The sequence below is a fragment of the Flagellimonas flava genome (assembly GCF_900129665.1).
In the GTDB taxonomy this organism is placed as follows: domain Bacteria; phylum Bacteroidota; class Bacteroidia; order Flavobacteriales; family Flavobacteriaceae; genus Flagellimonas; species Flagellimonas flava.
In genome coordinates this window covers 13,913-31,084 of record NZ_FQWL01000011.1, presented here as the reverse complement: position 1 = coordinate 31,084, position 17,172 = coordinate 13,913, and the positions used below count along the sequence as shown (strand labels likewise).

The following is a 17,172-nucleotide window of genomic DNA, read 5'->3' as shown; positions in this document are numbered from 1 at the left end:
ATTTGGTTTATTGGTTAATCGCATTCTCATGAAACTACTTACCAAATCCTTGTTTATTTTAACTTTTTTTATGATTGCACTTGTCCAAGGTCAAGAGCTTGCCATACTGAAATACGGAGGCGGAGGGGATTGGTATTCCAATCCGACCGCGTTGCCCAATCTTATCAAGTTTTGCAATGGCAACATCGGGACCAAAATAGCAGCTAAACCAAAGACCGTGGAAGCTGGAAGCATAGGCATATTTCAATATCCATACCTCCACATGACGGGACATGGCAACGTCTTTTTCACGGAAGAAGAAGCCCAAAACCTGCGGACATACCTATTATCTGGGGGTTTTCTCCATATCGATGACAACTATGGTATGGAACCTTATTTGGTCAGGGAATTACAAAAGGTTTTCCCAGATAAGCAATTGGAAGAACTTGGAGGAGACCATCCAATATTTAGTCAACGGTTTAAATTTCCGAATGGTTTGCCCAAAATCCATGAACATGATGGGAAACGACCTCAGGCTCTTGGTATTTTTGACCAGGGCAGGTTGCTTTTAATTTTCACATTTGAGAGTGACCTAGGGGACGGTTGGGAGGACCCCGCTGTGCACAATGATCCCGAGGAGGTGCGTTTAAGGGCCCTTCAAATGGGAGCCAATATTGTTGAATATGCATTTAAAAGCTAACAGATGACATCAAAAACCATTGCAAATGGAATCCTTAGGGCGGTTGCCATAATCGTTGGAATCGTACTTCTGTGTTACTTTCTTTTTAAAATCCAGTCTGTCCTTGCCTATTTGGCCATTGCGGCGGTCATTGCCCTATTGGGGAGACCCGTGGTCATTTTTTTACGTAGAAGGCTTAAGTTTCCCAATACCCTTGCAGTAATAGTAGCTATGGTTTTTATGCTGGCAATATTTTTGGGCATACTCGCCCTTTTTATTCCATTGATTTCCGAGCAGAGTAAAAATCTGTCCCTGTTGGATATTGACGCCTTAAAAGGGGACATCAATACGCTCTACCATCAAATATTGGAATATTTTGGAGCCACAACAGATAGTGTTACCCATCTGATAGAGGATTCCGATTTGGAAAAAAATGTGTTGGAAGGTCTAGATCTCGGTTTTATTCCCAACTTTCTTAATTCGTTTTTGAACGTCCTTAGCAATTTTAGCATTGGATTATTCTCCGTTCTTTTTATCTCCTTTTTCTTTTTAAAAGACAGCAAGCTGTTCCAAAACGGTATGCTGACTTTTGTTCCAGATCACAAGGAAGGTAATCTGGTTGCCTCGGTGGATAAGATCAATAATCTGCTTTCGCGATATTTTGCGGGTATACTTTTACAGCTTTTTATTCTCTTTGTGATCTACACCATTGCGCTGTTGATCGTGGGTGTCGAAAATGCTATCGTAATCGCATTTCTTTGCGCTCTTTTCAATATCATTCCGTACATAGGTCCAATTATTGGGGGAGCCATAATGGTGACCCTTACCATGACCAGTTTTTTAGGTGCTGATTTTAGTACTGTAATTCTTCCAAAAGCACTTTATGTACTTCTCGGTTTGGTGATTGGCCAGCTTATTGACAACTTCTTTTCCCAGCCCTTTATTTTTTCCACAAGTGTAAAATCACATCCCTTGGAAATCTTCTTGGTCATCATTATAGCCGGACTCATTTTCGGGGTAGTGGGAATGGTGGTGGCAGTGCCCGGATATACCGCAATAAAAGTGATTTTGAAGGAGTTTTTAGCGGAAAACGAGGTTGTGAAAAAGCTAACGAAAAACTTATAGTAATTATTTGAATAAGTTAATTTTAAATACTGGTGTTCAAGATTTTATAAAAGAAAATTTAAATACTGACATCGTGTCAGTTTTGTTAAAAAAGCTACTATTTAATGGGATTGCCCAAAAAGAGCTCGCCCAACAGCTTGAATCCCGAAAAAGGGCACAAGAAAAGTTACCCACTTGGTTTAATTCAGACGGGATTTTTTACCCAAAAAAACTACATCTGGAACAAACAAGTTCTGAAATTACCGCTCACTATAAATCAAGATTGGTCAATGGAAATACCTTGTTGGATCTTACCGGTGGTTTAGGTGTGGACAGCTATTTTTTTTCGAAGAAAATGGATTGGGTAACACACTGTGAAATGAATGCTGAACTCAGCGAAATTGCAATCTATAATTTTAAGGTTTTGGGGTGTGAAAACATAGAAGGTGTTACCGAAAATGGATTGGACTATCTAGCTGAGAAACCTAGGGAATGGGACTGGATTTTTATCGACCCCTCAAGACGAAATAACGAGAAGGGAAAAGTCTTTCGTTTGGAAGATTGTTTGCCAAATGTGCCCCGGCTTCTTCCCTTGATTTTCCAAAAAACCAAAAATGTACTTATCAAAACTTCTCCCCTGTTGGATATTGCCCAAGGTATTTCTGAATTACAATTTGTAAAAGAGGTGCATGCGGTAGCCGTGAAAAATGAAGTCAAGGAATTGCTCTTTGTTTTGGAAAAGGATTTTTCCGGGGAAATCGAAATCAAAACTATTGATCTTAAAAAAGATAAGGAAATACAATTCGATTTTAGGATGATTGGGGAAAACCAAGTGACTGTCCTTCTTGGTCCTCCGGAGAACTTCCTCTATGAACCTAACGCTGCAATTTTGAAATCAGGTGGTTTTAAATCCATAGGAGCACATTACGGATTGAAAAAACTACATCCACATTCCCATTTATATACCTCGGAAACACTTGTGGATTTCCCCGGACGAAGATTTGAAATCCTTGAAGTACTACCCTACTCCAAACACGCCTTGAAACGGATGTCCATCCAAAAGGCGAACATCACCACTAGGAATTTCCCTCTTTCCGTTGCAGAGCTTCGGAAAAAACACAAGATTACAGATGGGGGTGAGCTCTATTTGTTCTTTACTAAATCTATCAATGACAATTTAATGGCTATAATAACTCGTAAATGTGATTGACTTCAATTTGATTTTCTTATAACATCATTCAGTAGCACAATCCCATTTAAAATCAGCCACCTTATCATTGGAGCCGGCCGACAAGTTATAATGCCACCATTCCGTTCTAATGGACCAAAACCCATGTGATTCCATGGTTTCCTTCAAAAGTGTCCGGTTATCTAAAATTTCTTGGGGTAGGTCCGTATTGTCATGATATGCCCTTTTTCCAAAAAAGTCAAAATCGGTACCCATGTCAAGTTCGTTGCCTTCCATATCCACCAAAGTGATATCCACGGCTCCTCCCTTATTATGGATAGATCCCTTGACTGGATCGGCCACATATTGGGGATTGGGCACAATTTCCCACATCTTGTATTGGACGGAATTAGGTCGATAGCAATCAAAAAATTTAATCTTCACATCTTTCGACATGAAATCCCGGTTTGCAGCAATTAATGCCTTTGCGGTTTTTACCCGGGTATAACATTCGGCACAGTCGTACACCTTTGCCTTTAAAAAATTATTCTCGGTTGCGTAGCGCATGTCGTATGCAAAATCGTTACTGAAATCTGCTAAGCGCACAAAGGTGGTGTCCGCCAAGCCTTCAAAAGATTTTAAAGCCTTTTCCTGAACGGGGACCTTTATTACCGAATCAACTGCAACTAGAGTATCCGTGGCTTCAGTATTTCCCGAAATAAAACTTACCGATGAGTTGCCGTTTCGTTTACAGGCTAAAAATGCAAGTATTAAAAAGAGCCCTATCAACTTTTTCATTTCTTCCTTTTTTGTTGGTTAAACCATGAATACAAGGAGTCATTGGCATACGCCCTGCTCCAAGAATTATGTCCTACGCCCTCGTATCTGGTATAGCGCACATCATAATTCATTTCTTTGAGCTTCCTAACCATTTTGTCAGACTCAGACACGGAAATCACCTCATCTTTATCTCCATGAAATACCCAGATAGGCATATTCTTATCAATCCAATGGGCATACGGCAGGGGAGCCATTCCACAAACCACGGCCATGGCGGCGAATTTTTTGGGGTATTGGGTGGCCAGTTCCCAAGACGCACCTCCACCCCGGCTTAACCCAGTAAGGTAAATTCTAGATTCGTCGATTCTGTTTTGGGCAACAACCGAATCCAACAATTGGATAACGGCTTGGGTGCTCCACCATTTTCTCTTGTGAGGATTCTGAGGAGCAAGCACCAAAAATGGAAATTGTTTACCCTCGACCAGCATTTTAGGAGGTCCGTTTTCTTTTAACTCGGATAGATCTCCCCCAGCTTCTCCCCCCCCATGCAAGAAGAGTAATAATCCAAACGATTTATCGGGATTGGATTCGTAGTCTTGGGGATAATACAGATAATATCTGAGATTTTCCTTGGAAACCGTTTCTATTTCATCCTCTATTAAATGGGACTGGGCCGAGCAGGATTGCATTAAACACATTCCAATGAACGCTACCAACAAATTTCGAAATTGGGGTTTTCGCATGCTCCAAGTTACAAAAGTTTATCGGCGATTTCCTTCCAAGAATTTGCACGCTCAAAACCATTGGTATTTACATTATGCGGTGAGGTAAACAAAATGGAGCGTCCTTCAAAGCTTTCCAAGTTATAGGTTCTGTCGTCTATCAAAATGTCGCCCTTAAGGATGTATTTATGCCCACATAGGATTCTTCGCTGCCAAGGGATAAAAGGGAAAAATTCGTCCAACCATTCTGATTTCTCCTTTAAGGAATTGGGAAACTGCATGGCCGCGGAAGCGATATAGAGTTCATATTTTTTATTAAGCTCTTCCATGATTTCTTGACTGTCCTTTATCACCTTTAAATCCCTGAAAAAGCCCGGTTGCCATGCATGGTCTTTCATAAATGAGGCATGTTCCATGGGGACAGCCTCCCACGCCTCCTTACCGTTATATTCCTCATGGCTCAGTTGTATTCCATATTCCTCATAATATAGGTCCAAATGGGCCACATAGGTATCAGCCACCACCTCATCCATGTCAACAAATAGCGTCATAAGCAAAATTTAAAGCTCGAAGGAATGAAAAAACCTCGCATCTTCAAAGCCCAAACGGAAATATAATGGTTAATTAACCCTCTTTAATTATTTATTGGTAAGCTCTATGGTTTTTATCCACTTTTCTGGTGGAGTCCCGCTCAATTAGACTGGTTTTAACCAATTTGGTAGTAAAAGGCATATCGCCTTCATAAGCCAGTCTATCCATAAGGATGTTGGCTGCCAACTCACCTATGTATTTCCCATGTTGACTTACCATGGTAAGTGCTGGGGACACATATTTTGACAGGCGTCCGTTAGTGAATCCCACTATGGAAATTTGATCGGGTACGTCAATACCTTTCATTTTTAGAATATTCAAAGTGTCCACGGCAGTCATCTCGTCCAGTGCAATTATTGCATCCACGGCAATCGAATCCAACAACAAGGAAATCAAAATTTCCAAGTCGTCCGCCCCCCCTACTTTTACCACCATCTTGTCATCATAGTCCAATCCCATTTCTTGCAATGCTTCACGATATCCCTCCACTCTAAGTTTCCCAACACTTGAATTAAATATGGACGATACGATGGCTATTTTCTTGCACCCGGTCTGTAGCAGGTATTTTGTGGTCTTGTAACCTGCCTCAAAATCATCCACAACAATTTTATCACATTCCACCTTATCCGTTACCCTGTCGAACATGACCATTGGTATCTGGTTCTCCATAACATCCAAAATGTGTTGTAAATCACCCTTGGCCTGTGTTTGCTCTGCCAAAGACATGATAATTCCATCCACAGTGCCAGCACTAAGGAGTTTCATCGTCTGTTGCTCCTTGATAAAGGATTCATCCGAAACACAGCTAATGACCGTGTAGCCCCTAGAGTTTGCGGTTTTTTCAATACCATAGAAAACTTGGGTGAAGAAATAATTGAGAATATTGGGCACGATCACACCAATGGTATTGGTACTTTTCTTGAGAAGGCTCAAGGCAATGCGATTGGGACGATAATGGTGTGCCTTGGCATACTGGCGGATTTTCAACTTAACATCCCTGCTAATTTCATGACTGTCATTGATGGCCTTGGACACCGTGGAAATGGACACCCCAAAATGGTCAGCTATGTCTTTTAAGGTGATTTTTTTCATTCCCTTTTACTTTTTCCCCGAAATACCTATCCAACGAAGTATGCCAAAATTAAAACAACAACAACAATCAAAAGTATGGAAAGTACAATGTCTATAATAGCCACACTGTCCTTGTTGTGTTTGCGGTCCTCTGTTGTCAAGGTACCAAAAGAAAGTCCGGATATTGCAGCATAATCCGGAGGGTTGGTCGCCAGGCTCACCGCAATGCACAGTACAACGGAGAATAAAAACATGAATATTGCCATGTGGGCAAAATTAATAGTGGCAAAGGCCAACAACGGTCCTGTTAACTCAGCCTCATAGATTTCAGCTAAAATGCGCAGGGCGGCCATCACAAGTCCGGCAAAAAGAGTAACAATGGCCGCTTTTGAATTTACCCTTTTCCAAATGATGCCCAACAAGAACACCGCTGTAATGGGTGGCGCTATATAGGACTGGACACTCTGCAAATATTGATACAGTACCCCGCTACCAATTTTATTCATAATGGGTATCCATATAATTCCCAAAATAACTACTATTGACGTGGCAATCTTTCCGATACGAAGTAGTTTGCGCTCTTCGGTAAAGGGCTTTAATTTCTTATAGATATCAATCGTGAAAATGGTAGAGCAACTATTGAACACGGAAGCCAAGGAACTCATTAATGCTGCCATAAGCCCTCCCGCCACCAGACCTTTAAGACCTACCGGCAAGAGTGTCTTCACCAAAACCGGAAATACTTGATCGCTTTTTTCATAGGAAAGCACCCCTTGTTGGGATAAGGCATATGCTATGATACCAGGAATTAGAAAGATGAAGATCGGGAGAAGTTTTAAATAGGCCCCAAAAATAGCTCCACGACGCCCAATCTTGATATTGTTTGCAGCCAATGTACGTTGGACGATATATTGATCGGTACACCAATACCAAATCCCGACTATGGTGCCTCCAATGAGCATTCCTGTCCATGGAAAGTCCGGATCGGAAATAGGTCGCCACATATTAAAGTGTTCGCTTCCCGCAACCGATCTTAATTCTTGCCACCCCCCTACTTCTTGAAGTCCCAAATAGGTAATGACCAAAGAACCTGCAATCAAAATAATGGTCTGGAGGGTTTCCGTATAAATGACGGCCTTCATGCCACCAATAATGGTATACGCCCCAGTAAAAACCACAATGCCGATGGCTCCATACCAAAAGGGGATTCCAAGAAGTTCAGATACTACAATCCCTCCGGCATAAATGGTCACGGATACTTTGGTGATCACATAACCCACCAAGGAGAAGACGGAGAGGAACCATCTAGAACGGCTGTCAAAGCGTTTCTCCAAGAACTCTGGCATGGTGAAAGCCTTACTCCGGAAATAAAATGGAAGAAAAAGCCATCCCAACAACAACACGATCCAGGCGTGCAGTTCATAATGGGCCATTGGCATTCCAGATTCCGCTCCTGTTCCTGCAAGTCCCACTACATGTTCCGAGCCAATATTGGAGGCGAAAATGGAAGCTCCGATAACAAACCAACCCACGTTTCTTCCAGCCAGAAAATAATCTTCCGTGTTTTTATTCTTTTGAAGGACGACCCAAATGGCAACCCCAATAAGCGCTGCCAAGTAAGCCCCCAATACCCACCAATCCGCTGTTTCCAATATTGATTCCATATCAGATAGTTTTAGGTATACTGGTTCAAAATGTTTTCAAACAATTCCTGTTTTCCGCTTATTTGCTCAGGTTCTCCTTTGGAAGAAGCATAATCGTACAAATCGTTCAAGCTGAGCTTGCCGGCGGTAAATTCCGCTCCTTTTCCCTTGCCAAAGGAAGCGTATCGCTTGTCCAACAAGTTTTCATAAGGTGAGTTTTGAAGTACGGCATCAGCTACCAAAAGGGCCCTGGCAAAGGTGTCAGCACCGCCAATATGGGCCAGGAAAATATCCTCCAAATCCGTGGAGTTTCTTCGGGTTTTAGCGTCAAAATTAATTCCACCTCCCTGTAGTCCTCCTGCCTTTAGAAAAACCAGCATGGCCTCGGTCGTTTCCAAAACATTATTTGGGAACTGATCGGTGTCCCATCCATTTTGATAATCTCCCCTGTTAGCGTCAATGCTTCCCAACATTCCTGCATTGGCAGCTACAGTAAGTTCGTGTTGGAAGGTATGTTGGGCCAAAGTAGCATGGTTCACTTCTATGTTCAGTTTAAAATCATCCTGAAGTCCGTAAGCATTAATGGTATTGATACTGGTGGCGGCATCAAAATCGTATTGATGTTTGGTAGGCTCCATAGGCTTGGGTTCAATGAAAAAGGTTCCTTTAAAACCCTGGCTTCGGGCATAGTCCTTGGCCATGTTTAGGAACCGCCCGATGTTATCCTGTTCCATCTTCATTTGGGTGTTGAGCAAGGACATATAACCCTCTCTTCCACCCCAGAAAACATAGTTTTCCCCATCTAGTGCTATGGTTGCGTCCAGTGCAATTTTCACCTGTGCCCCAGCATGAGCTACCACATCAAAATTAGGGTTGGAAGCGGCGCCGTTCATGTATCTGGGATTGGAGAAGCAGTTCGCCGTTCCCCAAAGCAATTTTACTCCGGAGTCTTTTTGTTTTTCCTTCAAATAATCTACTACTGTGTGAATTCTTTTTTCGGACTCGGACAGCCTGTCTGCTTCATCGACCAAATCAAAATCATGGAAACAGTAGTAACCAAAACCCATTTTAGTAACAAATTCAAAAGCTGCATCCGCTTTGTCCTTCGCCGCCTGTATAGGGTCTGAGGCAGAGGCCCACGGGAATTGTTTGGTTCCAGGTCCAAATGGGTCCCCTCCGGTTCCGCATAGGGTATGCCAATAGGCCATTGCAAACTTAAAATGATCTCTCATGGTTTTTCCAGCAACCACCTTGTCTGGATTGTAAAATTTAAATGCCAAGGGGTTGTCCGACTCCCGACCTTCATATTTAATCTCGCCAATTCCTTTAAAAAACTCTTTATCTCCAAGTAGTGCCATCTGTTTATGCTATTTGTTCATGATTAGTTCCAGTTCTTTTTTCCAATTTTCGTATGCCCTTTTATACTCTGTTTTGTCCTTAATGGGTGTAAATGTCTTGACATGATCGTTTTTCATATAGCCCGAAAATGCTCCGTAGCCATTTTTATAAATGGTGCAGGCTCTAGCCGCACCTATAGCCCCGGTGGTATCGTAGATTTCGATTTCTTGTTCAATAAGTGTGGAGATGGTATTGGCAAATATTTTCGATCGGAAGAGGTTATCGTTACCTGCTCGCAGTACCTCAGCTTTGATTCCGTCAGATTTCATGATTTCAACACCATAAACAAAGGAAAAGGCTATGCCTTCCAACGCGGCCCTGCAGATATGGGCTCTTGAGTGTCTGTTTAGATTAAGATTCACGATTCTCGTTCCAATATTTTGGTTCAGAAGCATGCGCTCAGCACCATTACCAAAGGGGATTATGCAAACACCATCGGCCCCAACTTCCGCCTCGCTGGCCAATGTATTCATCTCATCATAGGATGAAACTGCTAAATTATTCAACAGCCATCGGTATTGGATTCCGGCTCCATTAATGCATAATAGTTTTCCAATATTTTGCACTTGGCCCCTTTTGTAGTTGACGTGGGCAAAATTATTTACCCTTGAACTCTCTTTTACAGAAAGATTATCAGTGACCGCGTACACCACGCCCGAGGTACCTCCTGTAGCCGCCACTTCACCCGGATGAAATACGTTGAGAGACAATGCATTGTTGGGTTGGTCGCCGGCCCTATACAAAATTGGTGTGCCTTCCAAAAGTCCACTAAGCTCAGATCCTTTTTTTGAAACCACGGCCTGGACCCCAAAAGTATCCACCACATTTGGAACCAAATCATTGGAAAACCCGTGATGTTCCATTACATCCTGTGCTAATTTATCGTTGATGAAATCCCAAAATATGCCCTCTGAAAGTCCGGAAACGGTGGTGTTGATTTCTCCAGAAAATTGAAATGCAATATAATCCCCCGGTAGCATGAACTTAGCCGTTTTCTCGAAGATTTCCGGCTCATTATCCTTGACCCATCTCAATTTGGAAGCAGTAAAGTTGGCCGGGGAATTCAAAAGGTGTTTGTCACACTTTTCCTTGCCAATTGCCTCATAGGCCTTATTCCCTGTAACTACGGCTCGGCTATCGCACCAAATAATGGATTTACGAAGGGGTGTTCCATTCTCATCCACAATGACCAAGCCATGCATTTGGTATGAGATTCCTATCCCCAGGATATCTTTTCTGGAAACACCAAGATTTTGCTTTATTCTATGTATACCCTCACAAACATGATTCCACCACATCTCCGGCTCTTGTTCCGCCCATCCTTCTTGAGGTGCATCAATAGTCATCTCCTGCTCAGGTTGTTGTACAACACCGAGGCTTCTTCCTGATTTTATTTCGACCAGTGCGATTTTAACAGAGGAGCTTCCTACGTCTATTCCTAAATAATACATGGATTGTTCTGGAGTTGGTCTTCTTCAAATGTAAAAAATGCAACGTCCAAAACGGGAGTTTTCAGGATAGTAAATGTAAAAATCAAAAAGGCAAATACCGATTCAGTAGTAAAAAAATAGATTTAAATACCTGATTACAAGCTGTTTAACTTTTTTTCGTGAATAACGAAATTTTACGAAAGGGTTTTCGTAAAATGTAAGGTGACAAGAGTTAATTTAGACCTTAGTTTTACAGTTCTGACTAAAGTGGCTCCAATCGGTAAATGGCTCCCCCGTCCACTCCTATATAAATCAATCCATCTGGTGCCTGCCGAACTACGCGGATTCGCTTACCGAAATCCTGTAATATCCGCTCCTCATGAACTACTCTTCCATTTTCCAGCACCAATCGATTTAAATGGGTCAATGCCATCGCCCCAATAAACAGATTTCCCTTCCATGCCTTGAACTTATCTCCTGTATAAAATTCCATTCCGCTAGGAGCAATTGAAGGGGTATAAAAGTGAACAGGTTGCTCCATTCCCTCTTTATGGGTTATTCCTGCGCCAATCGGCGTGTCATCATAGTCTATCCCATGGCAAATGACAGGCCAGCCATAATTTAAACCTGGTTTCACCAAATTAAGCTCATCGCCGCCCTTGGGACCATGCTCATGTATCCAAAGTTGTCCTGTTTCAGGATGCAGGGTGAGTCCCTGAGGATTTCTATGCCCATAACTCCATAGTTCCGGTTTTGTGCCTGGCCTACCTAAAAACGGGTTATCGCCCGGAATGCGGCCATCTTCGAGAATGCGCATTACCTTGCCCAGGTGGTTTCCCAAAGTTTGTGAGGAATCCATTAGATCGTAACGATCTCCCATGGTGAAATATAGATGGCCCTTCTTCAAAGCCATTCTTGAACCGTAGTGACTGGGGGAGCGGTAAAATGGGAAAGCCGTGAAAATGCGCTGTATGCCTACCAAAGAATCTCCCTTTAACCTGGCCCTATCAATGGCCATTGAACTACTTGTGGAGTCTCCAATAGAGTGCGAAAAATACAACCACTTGTTGTTTTCAAAATTAGGGTGCAGCAAAATATCCAAAGCTCCGCCATCACCCCTCGAATAAGATTTTGGAACACCGGTAAGAACTGTTTTATGACCTGTTTGGATTTCCACACGAATCAGCTCACCTGAAAACCTATTGGTCACCAAAATGTCCCCGCCCGGAAGAAAATCCATTCCGAAAGGCACACGGATGCTATCTGCAATCTTACGTAGTTTAAAGTTTACTTCCTCGCTCTTAAATACGGGTATTTCTTGCGTTGGGTGGCAAGAGCCAAGAACACACAACAAACAGAGCAAAATAAAAAGGATTATATGGTTTCTAAATCGCATAAGCATGGAACATTAAGTCCTGGAAGATTTCCTTTTTTTTGTTGATGCCCTAACCGATTTGGATGCAACTCTGATGGATTTATAAATCAACAAAGTATGAAGGCCCCGATTATGTGTATTATAACTTCTGTTTGAAATTCCCTATTTTGTAATCAATCTAATAGACCGCCATAACCCATGTACACACGCAGAATATTTCCCATAAAAGGAGTCATCCACTGGACCAGAAGACATATATTCTTGTTTATTCTACTCTCAACAATCCCTGTATTTCTTTTTGAGGTTTTGCGATGGAAATGGTTGCACGTGCCATGGCTTCCGCTCGGCGTTTTGGGTACAGCGGTTGCCTTTATCGTCAGTTTTAAGAACAATGCTTCTTATGATCGACTCTGGGAAGCTCGCAAAATATGGGGAGGAATTGTAAATGCTTCCCGTTCTTGGACCATAATGGTGAAAGATTTTGTAACCCCAGAGCACTCCAAAAAACCTATAAGCGCTGATGAGCTTAAAGCTATAAAACGGGAATTGGTGCACCGACATGTAGCTTGGCTAACTGCGTTACGGTACCAGCTTAGAAAAGACAAACCCTGGGAAACCCATCTTAAAAACCAAAAATCCAATCGGGAATTCAGGGCAGCCCAACTTACGGTTCTCGAGGATACTGTGCCCATCGGGGAAGTAATCGCTCCTTACATTTCGAAGGATGAAATTGATGAAATTTTTGCCAAAGGCAATCAGGCTTCCCAACTATTGGGAATACAATCCCGGCGTCTTGGTGAATTGATGCATCAAGGCCTGATTGAAGACTTCCGGCATATGGAAATGATGTCCATGTTAACTGAGTTCTATGCTCTCCAAGGAAAAAGTGAACGGATAAAGAATTTTCCGTATCCTAGGCAGTTTGCTACCCTAAACTATGTTTTCGTATGGATTTTTGTACTATTGATTCCTTTTGGGATCATGGAGGAGTTTGAGGCCATAGGCGACAAAATTGTACTGTATCTTGAAGTAAACCCGGCCTATTTCCAATTCACCCAAAACCTACAATTATTTATTGGAAAGCACTTTGTTTGGTTCTCTATTCCCTTTAGCGCCTTAATTTCCTGGGTTTTTCATACCATGGAAGCCATAGGGGAAAATACGGAAAACCCCTTTGAAGGAGGACCAAATGATGTTCCCATTACCGATATGAGTCGGGGTATTGAAATTGATATCCGACAACTTATTGATGATACGGATATTCCTGCTCCCTATCAGTGGAAGAACGATATTGTGATGTAAGGGGATAGAAAAACGTTAACCCGCGGTTTTTAGTGCTGTTGCAACAAGAACATTAAATTTTCACCATGTCCTCGAAAGTTGGATTAGTTTGTAAGCAATATCTAGTAATGTTTAAATAAACGACTTCTAATTAATGTTACCCCGTAAATAGCATCAAGAGTTGTCAAACAAGAGAATTCCCGTTGTCGTTAATTAGGAATATCAATTGGTCTGATGTTTATTTTGTTTATGAAATTATGAAAAGAAGGTTTGGAATAGATAATTTTAAAAAACGATGATGAATTTTCTAAAAAAATATTTGGTAGCCATCCCAACCTCAAATTAGTAGATATGATAATGAGCTAAAGAGCTATTCAGTTGCTTTGCATCATCGTACTGATTATTGTAATTGTTTTTAATTTTTCTTAAAAAGCTTCAGAATAAACACATCACCTTCTTTGATTTCCCGACATCAAAAAATTTGTAATCGTTTATCTTTATGAAATAACGGAATAGAGAATAGGTTCCGTTTAAATCAAAAGTCCTCCATATGCCTAGTGTTTTTGGGAAAATTCGGCGAACGCTGTTAAAGGAAAATAGATTTAGCAAGTATTTACTTTACATCATAGGTGAGGTGGTACTTGTGGTTATTGGAATTTTAATTGCGCTTCAAATCAATAATTGGAGCGAGACTAGAAAGCGAAGTGCGGAAGAGCAGAGGTTACTGGTTGCCTTGGTAGAAGATTTTGAACAGAACAAAATCAGAATTGAGGAAGCCATAAGTAGGGAAAGAGACATGATTGAGATGAGCAGGTCCTTAATTGCTGCCATGCAATCGAATCAAAAGGTTGTGAACAAGGATTCGGTCAGATTCTGGGTTGCTTCGGGGGCTAAATCCTGGTGGAAAGCGCAATTTGTCACAGGAACTTATGATGCGATGGTAAGTTCCGGTAAGATTGATATCCTGGAAAGTGATGACCTGAAAAGAATATTATCACAATTTGCAGCTGATATCAATTCAGGTTTTGAGGACCATGATGAATCCATGAGCTATTTGGTCGAAATGAACAGAATATCAGCCGATGTGGCTCCTGCCCTACTTCATGATATTCAACGGGAAAAACTTGGCGTCTTATTAAGTTATGAAGAACTTGATGAGCCAGTTGAGAAATTAATTACAAATAATGTCTATCTGGGATTATTGATTTCGAAGACATGGCTAGAAACACTCAGAGTTGAATATCAAGAAAAACTACTGACCTACATTGATGAAATACTGACTATTTGCAAAGCACAACAAAACAAATAATCAAGTGAAAAAAAATATAAGGCAAGCATCATTAATTGTCCTATTGGGTATTTCTTTTTTTTCGTGTAAAAAAGAAGGCACAGTCCAAAATTCTTCAAGCTTTGAAGTTTTAAAGGACTCGCTATCCTCTGAGTTGACGCAAATTCATAAGCAAGGAAGTATAAAGGGATTCGGTGTTGCAATCGTAAATGAAGACACCACGCTGTATGCCAAAGGGTTTGGCTATGCTAGACTTGATCATAAAAAAGCCTATACCAAACACACTATACAAAACATAGCTTCTGTTTCAAAGACGCTTATAGGTATTTCCCTGTTGAAAGCACAAGAAATGAACAAGCTTAATATCGAAGACCCGGTAAACAACTATTTACCTTTTGAAGTATTCAATCCCTTTTATCCAGAGGATACGATAACCATTAAGCAGTTAGCTACGCATACTTCCTCCATCCAAGACGGGGATTTATATGGAGAGAAATCGTATATTCTTGAGAGCGCAAAAGATACCATAAAAATCAAGTCGATACCGAGCGCGGAGGGGTTCAATGCTCCCGAATCAGACATGGACATGGGAACATTTCTCCAAAGCTTTTTATCAACAGAGGGTAAATGGTACCAGCAGACGAGTTTTTTAGAGAACAGACCTGGAGAACACTACGAGTATACTAATGTTGGCGCCACCTTGGCACCCTACATAATTGAAAAAGTTACAGGGAGTCCATACGACAATTTCACCCAAAAACATATCTTGGACCCCTTGGAAATGACTTCATCCGGATGGAAGTTAACCGAACTGGACACAACACAGCTTACCTCACTTTTTACCGTTGACGGTAAACGAATTCCCAATTATAAATTAATCACCTATCCAGACGGTGGTCTAATAACTTCGGTCAATGACAAAGCAAAATATCTTTCTGAGATTATTAAAGGGTTTTCAGGAAATGGCAAACTATTGACAGAAAAGAGTTATAAACTTTTCTTCAGCGAGTTTCTTTCCGACGTCAATTTTGACGGGGAACGAGACACAGATAGACCCTTTGATGATGAATATAACAGTGGACTCTTTATTGGTCATACGCCTATCGGACAAATAGGCCACATGGGTGGAGATCCCGGTGTGTCAACGTTTATGTTTTTTAATCCAAATTCGAAAACTGGAAAGTTACTATTTGTAAATACGGATCTTGATGAGAAAGGTGCTGATCAATTCTACTCCATATGGAACAAAATGGGGTTATATGAGAAGGGCATGAGCGAGAAAATTAGCCATTAAAGTCAAAAAAATCTAATGCAATTTCTGAAAAATGCTAAAAAAGTTGACAAAATCGGTTTTATCTTTTTAGTCTCTGTATTACTATGTGTAACTATATTTCATCTTATAAAAAACAAGAGTGTAGCTGATAATCGAACCCACACAATAGGAAAAATCGCTAAACTAAAACATATAAAGAAATCTAGTTATTACTTGAAATACACCTATCTAGTTGATGGCAACAAATATATTGGAAAATGTGGGGTCCGGTATTTTGAGTGCTCTAGTGAAAATCACTGTATTGGTTCTGAAATAGATGTATTCTATTCATCCGTAGAACCAAAATATTCACAAGTCGACTTAAGGCAATTTGAGAAATATAAAACTGAGATTTATTTAATCGAATAAACCCAGAATATGAACTACCGTGCACAAAATTCTGACATATAATTTCTAATTAATGTTACCTCGTAAATAGCATCAAGAGTTGTCAAACAATCGGATTTCTTTAAAAGAAAAAGTAATACACATACCCATTTTGACAATATTTGGGTTGATATACACAATAACAGGTATTATGTATTTGATCACTGGGAAAAGTTTTTTACCAGGTAAGCCTTGGGGAGGATATATTGGTTTAGGGGTGTTTTTGATAGGTCCCATATACATATTAGTAGGAATTGTTTTGAGGGTAAGCTTTGAAGACAAAAATTTGCTGACCAAAATAGAATCCCTGCTAGTAATAATAGGAATACTAGTTGGTCTAATGTTCATTTAGCTTTTTAAATCATGAAAATAAATATTGATATCTCATAAGTTCCAAAAAAAGACCTTGTTTATTGAGAGATGTGAAATTGTTCCAAAAATAGCATCAGTTAGAAACATGGTAGCGGGTCTGGTTTTACTTTCTATATTTTTATATGGCTGTTTCACATAAAAACCACCTGAATCATTTAAAAATCATCATGGCCAAGTGTCTATGCCTAGGGAAGAATTTCAGTGCAATTGTTTATTTCAGTGCATATTGGAAGTAAGAGTAATCCCTAATTATCTTGTCGGCCAAATGTTCAATTTTTTGATGATTCGGGTGGTTTTGATAATTTTTTAAAAACGTCTTTGATTGGAATGTCATATCAACTACAACATCATGACCGTCTACCGAGTTTTCAACCTTGGCAATACTGACATTTTCTAGGCCTTCAATTTTAGAAGGTAGATTTTCGAAGAGTTCTAGGAAAGCTTCTTTCTCGTGGGTTTCTGTAACTTCTGACCATGTATAAAGCAAAACATGATGGAATTCAGTGCGTTTTTGGCAAGCAGTTGAGCAACAAAAAATCAAGAAAATGTAGATAAATCCTTTATTCATAGGTATGTCGGTCTAACGCTTGAA

Annotated in this window: 15 protein-coding genes; 6 read left to right on the top strand and 9 right to left on the bottom strand. The window is 40.7% G+C overall.

The features are described from left to right. Positions 1–28: 28 nt before the first annotated feature. The 3 genes from BUC10_RS17435 to BUC10_RS17425 all read left to right on the top strand — a co-directional run bounded on the left by BUC10_RS17435 (position 29) and on the right by BUC10_RS17425 (position 2,972). On the top strand, positions 29–679 hold the full coding sequence (locus tag BUC10_RS17435; RefSeq protein WP_073182075.1) for a DUF4159 domain-containing protein: 651 nt from the start codon (positions 29–31) through the stop codon (positions 677–679). Positions 680–682: 3 nt separating this feature from the next. Beyond that, on the top strand, positions 683–1,783 hold the full coding sequence (locus BUC10_RS17430; protein ID WP_073182073.1) for an AI-2E family transporter: 1,101 nt from the start codon (positions 683–685) through the stop codon (positions 1,781–1,783). Positions 1,784–1,856: 73 nt separating this feature from the next. Beyond that, positions 1,857–2,972, top strand: a complete 1,116-nt coding sequence (locus BUC10_RS17425; protein ID WP_313786254.1) for a class I SAM-dependent methyltransferase — start codon at positions 1,857–1,859, stop codon at positions 2,970–2,972. Positions 2,973–2,996: 24 nt separating this feature from the next. On the opposite strand, the gene BUC10_RS17420 is transcribed toward BUC10_RS17425, so the two are convergent. The 8 genes from BUC10_RS17420 to BUC10_RS17385 form a co-directional block, all read right to left on the bottom strand. Then, complete coding sequence (locus BUC10_RS17420) at positions 2,997–3,728, bottom strand: M15 family metallopeptidase (protein ID WP_073182069.1); 732 nt, start codon at positions 3,726–3,728, stop codon at positions 2,997–2,999. Continuing rightward, positions 3,725–4,453, bottom strand: coding sequence for a carboxylesterase family protein (locus BUC10_RS17415; RefSeq protein ID WP_073182067.1), 729 nt, complete (start codon positions 4,451–4,453; stop codon positions 3,725–3,727). The genes BUC10_RS17420 and BUC10_RS17415 overlap by 4 nt, the downstream gene beginning before the upstream one ends. Before the next feature lie 8 nt (positions 4,454–4,461). Continuing rightward, on the bottom strand, positions 4,462–4,983 hold the full coding sequence (locus BUC10_RS17410; RefSeq protein ID WP_073182065.1) for a 5' nucleotidase, NT5C type: 522 nt from the start codon (positions 4,981–4,983) through the stop codon (positions 4,462–4,464). A 91-nt stretch (positions 4,984–5,074) separates the two neighbouring features. Continuing rightward, a complete protein-coding gene (locus BUC10_RS17405; RefSeq protein ID WP_073182063.1) occupies positions 5,075–6,115 on the bottom strand; it encodes a LacI family DNA-binding transcriptional regulator in 1,041 nt (346 codons plus the stop codon). 26 nt (positions 6,116–6,141) lie between these two features. Further along, positions 6,142–7,758, bottom strand: coding sequence for a sodium:solute symporter (locus tag BUC10_RS17400; RefSeq protein ID WP_073182061.1), 1,617 nt, complete (start codon positions 7,756–7,758; stop codon positions 6,142–6,144). Positions 7,759–7,769: 11 nt separating this feature from the next. Next, positions 7,770–9,095 carry a xylose isomerase gene (xylA, locus tag BUC10_RS17395; protein WP_073182059.1) on the bottom strand — a complete coding sequence of 442 codons (1,326 nt, stop codon included), beginning with the start codon at positions 9,093–9,095 and terminating at the stop codon, positions 7,770–7,772. A 9-nt stretch (positions 9,096–9,104) separates the two neighbouring features. Then, positions 9,105–10,586: a xylulokinase gene (locus BUC10_RS17390; RefSeq protein WP_073182058.1), complete on the bottom strand. Its 1,482-nt coding sequence runs from the start codon at positions 10,584–10,586 to the stop codon at positions 9,105–9,107. Positions 10,587–10,827: 241 nt separating this feature from the next. Beyond that, positions 10,828–11,961 (bottom strand): PQQ-dependent sugar dehydrogenase, encoded by a 1,134-nt coding sequence (locus BUC10_RS17385; RefSeq protein WP_073182122.1) that lies wholly within the window; start codon positions 11,959–11,961, stop codon positions 10,828–10,830. A 177-nt stretch (positions 11,962–12,138) separates the two neighbouring features. On the opposite strand from BUC10_RS17385, the gene BUC10_RS17380 reads away from it, so the two are divergent. The 3 genes from BUC10_RS17380 (at position 12,139) to BUC10_RS17370 (ending at position 15,803) form a co-directional block, all read left to right on the top strand. After that, positions 12,139–13,242 (top strand): bestrophin family protein, encoded by a 1,104-nt coding sequence (locus BUC10_RS17380; protein WP_073182056.1) that lies wholly within the window; start codon positions 12,139–12,141, stop codon positions 13,240–13,242. A gap of 529 nt (positions 13,243–13,771) precedes the next feature. Further along, entirely contained in the window at positions 13,772–14,530 is a 759-nt protein-coding gene (locus BUC10_RS17375; RefSeq protein WP_073182054.1) for a DUF6090 family protein, read from the top strand. A 4-nt stretch (positions 14,531–14,534) separates the two neighbouring features. Beyond that, the gene (locus BUC10_RS17370; protein ID WP_084732699.1) at positions 14,535–15,803 is read left to right on the top strand and encodes a serine hydrolase domain-containing protein; all 1,269 of its coding nucleotides are present in this window, start codon (positions 14,535–14,537) and stop codon (positions 15,801–15,803) included. A gap of 988 nt (positions 15,804–16,791) precedes the next feature. Here BUC10_RS17370 and BUC10_RS17355 read toward each other — a convergent pair. Further along, positions 16,792–17,148 carry a Dabb family protein gene (locus BUC10_RS17355; protein WP_073182049.1) on the bottom strand — a complete coding sequence of 119 codons (357 nt, stop codon included), beginning with the start codon at positions 17,146–17,148 and terminating at the stop codon, positions 16,792–16,794. Positions 17,149–17,172: the final 24 nt, after the last annotated feature.

Coding starts and splice junctions, on each gene's coding strand:
- BUC10_RS17435 (WP_073182075.1), top strand. CDS start 29: ATGAAACTACTTACCAAATCCTTGTTTATTTTAACTTTTTTTATGATT.
- BUC10_RS17430 (WP_073182073.1), top strand. CDS start 683: ATGACATCAAAAACCATTGCAAATGGAATCCTTAGGGCGGTTGCCATA.
- BUC10_RS17420 (WP_073182069.1), bottom strand. CDS start 3,728: ATGAAAAAGTTGATAGGGCTCTTTTTAATACTTGCATTTTTAGCCTGT.
- BUC10_RS17415 (WP_073182067.1), bottom strand. CDS start 4,453: ATGCGAAAACCCCAATTTCGAAATTTGTTGGTAGCGTTCATTGGAATG.
- BUC10_RS17410 (WP_073182065.1), bottom strand. CDS start 4,983: ATGACGCTATTTGTTGACATGGATGAGGTGGTGGCTGATACCTATGTG.
- BUC10_RS17405 (WP_073182063.1), bottom strand. CDS start 6,115: ATGAAAAAAATCACCTTAAAAGACATAGCTGACCATTTTGGGGTGTCC.
- BUC10_RS17400 (WP_073182061.1), bottom strand. CDS start 7,758: ATGGAATCAATATTGGAAACAGCGGATTGGTGGGTATTGGGGGCTTAC.
- xylA (WP_073182059.1), bottom strand. CDS start 9,095: ATGGCACTACTTGGAGATAAAGAGTTTTTTAAAGGAATTGGCGAGATT.
- BUC10_RS17390 (WP_073182058.1), bottom strand. CDS start 10,586: ATGTATTATTTAGGAATAGACGTAGGAAGCTCCTCTGTTAAAATCGCA.
- BUC10_RS17385 (WP_073182122.1), bottom strand. CDS start 11,961: ATGCGATTTAGAAACCATATAATCCTTTTTATTTTGCTCTGTTTGTTG.
- BUC10_RS17380 (WP_073182056.1), top strand. CDS start 12,139: ATGTACACACGCAGAATATTTCCCATAAAAGGAGTCATCCACTGGACC.
- BUC10_RS17375 (WP_073182054.1), top strand. CDS start 13,772: ATGCCTAGTGTTTTTGGGAAAATTCGGCGAACGCTGTTAAAGGAAAAT.
- BUC10_RS17355 (WP_073182049.1), bottom strand. CDS start 17,148: ATGAATAAAGGATTTATCTACATTTTCTTGATTTTTTGTTGCTCAACT.